Raw genomic sequence first — 2,976 nt, 5'->3', positions numbered from 1 at the left:
TACAGATGCCCTATCGAAATGATGACGGAAATGATGTCCAAGCATCATGAGAGTCCATCCCTAACTCAATAGCCGGGTGTTGCACTCAGCCTCTGAAACCGCCGTATTTTAGCCGACTATCAAGAGCAGCTTGGGTTTGAGGCACAGGCAATCTTGCGAAAGATGGTCGCCAGCAGGAGGGAGTCTTGAAAAAGCTCACGGTCCCCGCCCTTGACGCAACCGAGGTATTCGATACGTGTGTCAGCGGTCTTGAAAACCCTGATTTAGCAGAAAGGTTTAAAGCTGCCCGTGATTCGATTATCGAGCTTTTTCTCGGTTATACAGAAAAAGCCAACACGAGCGAGTTGTACTGTCTGCCGTTGAGTGCGCATGCCAGGCCGGATCAAGAGGTGGTGGCGACACTGACAAAAAAAGAGTTTATGTCGCTGTACTCGAATCAACTGCTGAATAAAGGGAAGGCGGCGCGCACGTATTACGATAAGTTAATCATCTCTGCTCCCCTTGCAAAATGTCCACTGTGTGGATTTGGTCAGGCCACGACGCTTGATCATTTTTTATCCAAAGCCAGGTACCCGGCTTACTCCATATTGCCCATTAATCTGGTGCCGGCATGCACTGATTGTAATAAGGTCAAGGGCGCCTCCGCGGTGACTGAAGCCAATCAGCAGTCTCATCTTTATTTTGAGTGTGTGAGGTTCGAAAAGGAGCCTTGGGTTTTTGCAGAGCTGGTCGAGACGACGCCTCCCACTATTCGATATTTTGCAGAACCTCCTGGAGAATGGCCTGACCCGCTGAAGTTACGCGCGAAAAATCACTTCAAGAATTTGGATCTCGCGCGCCGATTTGGTATAGAGGCCGCTGCAGAACTTTCAGGAATGATTGAAGTGCTTGACGACTTGGAGACGTGTGAAGATAGAAAGGATCACCTTAAAAGATTTGCTTCTTCCGAAAGGAAGAATAGAGCCAACCATTGGAAGGCCCCGATGTATGAGGCCCTTTCAGAAAGTCAATGGTTTCAATCAGGCGGTTACAAAAGCTATATCTGATCTGCGGCAGAGTCTTCGGCTCAGGAACCAGGCGCGTAAAAAAACGCTAGGAAAAACTTGTACAAAAATTTACATTGGTACAACTTTATTGGCGCGGACGCCACCATGACCCAATCCCACCAACTCCATCTCGTTCTGGGCGATCAGCTCTCCTTCGACCTCGCTTCCCTGCAAAACCTGAACCCCGAACACAGCACGGTCCTGCTGGTCGAGGTGATGGAGGAGGCGAGTCATGTGCCGCATCATCCGCAGAAAATCGCGCTGATCTTCAGCGCCATGCGTCATTTTGCCGAGGCGTTGCGCGAGCGTGGGGTTGGGGTGCAGTACGTGACGCTCGATGATCCGCAAAACACAGGCTCGGTGCCGGGCGAATTGCGTCGCTGGCACGCCTTGTTGAACGCTGAGCAATTGCACATCACCGAGTGCGGTGACTGGCGATTGGAGCAGTCGATAAAGGACGGTGGGCTGTCGATTCAGTGGTATGCCGATACGCGCTTTCTCTGTTCGCGTGCCGATTTCGCGGCGTGGGCGCACGGTAAGAAGCAGCTGCGCATGGAGTTTTTCTACCGGGAGATGCGGCGCAAAAGCAGGTTGCTATTGAACGGCGACGGTACGCCGGTCGGCGGTGCCTGGAACTTCGACGCCGAGAACCGCAAGGCGCTCCCCAAGGGCGTGGCCGCGCCGTACCCGATGCGCTTTTGCGCAGATGCGATCACCCGCGACGTGCTGGCGCTGGTGGCGGAGCGTTTCGCCAACCACTACGGCTCGCTGGATACCTTTGACTACCCCGTCACGCATGCGGATGCTCAGGCGTTGTGGGAGTATTTTCTGGATTTTGGTCTGGCGGGTTTCGGCGATTATCAGGACGCGATGGCCACGGATGAGCCTTTTCTGTTTCATGCGCGGATCAGCGCGGCGCTGAACATCGGGCTGCTGGACTTGCGCCAGATTTGCAGCGATGTCGAGTCCGCGTATTGGTCGGGCAGGGTGGCGCTGAATGCGGCCGAAGGTTTTATCCGTCAGTTGATTGGCTGGCGGGAATATGTGCGTGGCGTCTATTGGTTGAAGATGCCTGACTACGCCAGCGGCAACCTGTTCGGCAACAGCCGGCAGCTTCCGGAGTTTTACTGGACCGGCGAAACAAAAATGAATTGCATGAGCCAGGCGATCGGCCAAAGCCTGAAACATGCTTACGCTCACCATATTCAGCGCCTGATGGTGACCGGCAACTTTGCCTTGCTCGCGGGTATCGTGCCGGAACAGATTTGCGAGTGGTACCTGGCGATCTACATGGACGCGTTCGACTGGGTCGAACTGCCCAACACGCTGGGCATGGTCATGCACGCCGATGGCGGTTATCTGGGCTCCAAGCCTTATTGCGCCAGTGGTCAGTACATCAAGCGCATGTCTGATTACTGCCGTGGTTGCGCCTATAAAGTGACTGAAAGCACGACCGACGATGCTTGCCCGTTCAACGCGCTGTACTGGCATTTTTTGATGCGTCACAGCGACCTGTTACGTCGTAACCAACGCATGGGCATGATCTACAAGAACCTTGATCGCATGGCCGAAGCCAAGCAACAGGCGCTGTGGGAGCGCGGTGAGCATCTGCTGGCCAGGCTCGACACTGGAGAGGCGCTTTGAAAAAGAGCGAGCTGCCGGTCAAAACCTGCGTGGTTTGCGGGTTGCCGTTCACCTGGCGCAAGAAGTGGGCGCGTTGCTGGGATGAGGTTCGTTACTGCTCGGAGCGCTGTCGTCGCAACAAGTCGTCAACGGGCGGATAAGGTTTTCAACATATTTCGAAATGAAACGCGCTGAACTATCGCTTCGCTAGGGTCTGTTCCCGTTTCGACGTAACCTATTGATCCCTATGAGAACAGGCCCGTATTGTTGGAGTTCTCACACAACACCAATACGAGCCTGCAATGCC

At 54.2% G+C, this 2,976-nt stretch carries 3 protein-coding genes; all 3 read left to right on the top strand.

The genetic code is table 11. The annotated features are described in order from the left end of the window. Nucleotides 1–185: 185 nt before the first annotated feature. Nucleotides 186–1,046, top strand: coding sequence for an HNH endonuclease (locus DW49_RS0123485; protein ID WP_024421442.1), 861 nt, complete (start codon nucleotides 186–188; stop codon nucleotides 1,044–1,046). Nucleotides 1,047–1,151: 105 nt separating this feature from the next. Beyond that, nucleotides 1,152–2,690 carry a cryptochrome/photolyase family protein gene (locus DW49_RS0123480; protein WP_024420863.1) on the top strand — a complete coding sequence of 513 codons (1,539 nt, stop codon included), beginning with the start codon at nucleotides 1,152–1,154 and terminating at the stop codon, nucleotides 2,688–2,690. Next, a complete protein-coding gene (locus DW49_RS1000000130925; RefSeq protein WP_003376191.1) occupies nucleotides 2,687–2,830 on the top strand; it encodes a DUF2256 domain-containing protein in 144 nt (47 codons plus the stop codon). The genes DW49_RS0123480 and DW49_RS1000000130925 overlap by 4 nt, the downstream gene beginning before the upstream one ends. The last annotated feature ends 146 nt before the right edge of the window (nucleotides 2,831–2,976 follow it).

Origin of the sequence: Pseudomonas avellanae BPIC 631 (assembly GCF_000444135.1) — a bacterium.
Lineage (GTDB): Bacteria > Pseudomonadota > Gammaproteobacteria > Pseudomonadales > Pseudomonadaceae > Aquipseudomonas > Aquipseudomonas avellanae.
The sequence above is the reverse complement of the archived record's forward strand: the minus strand, read 5'-3'. Positions and strand labels throughout refer to the sequence as shown.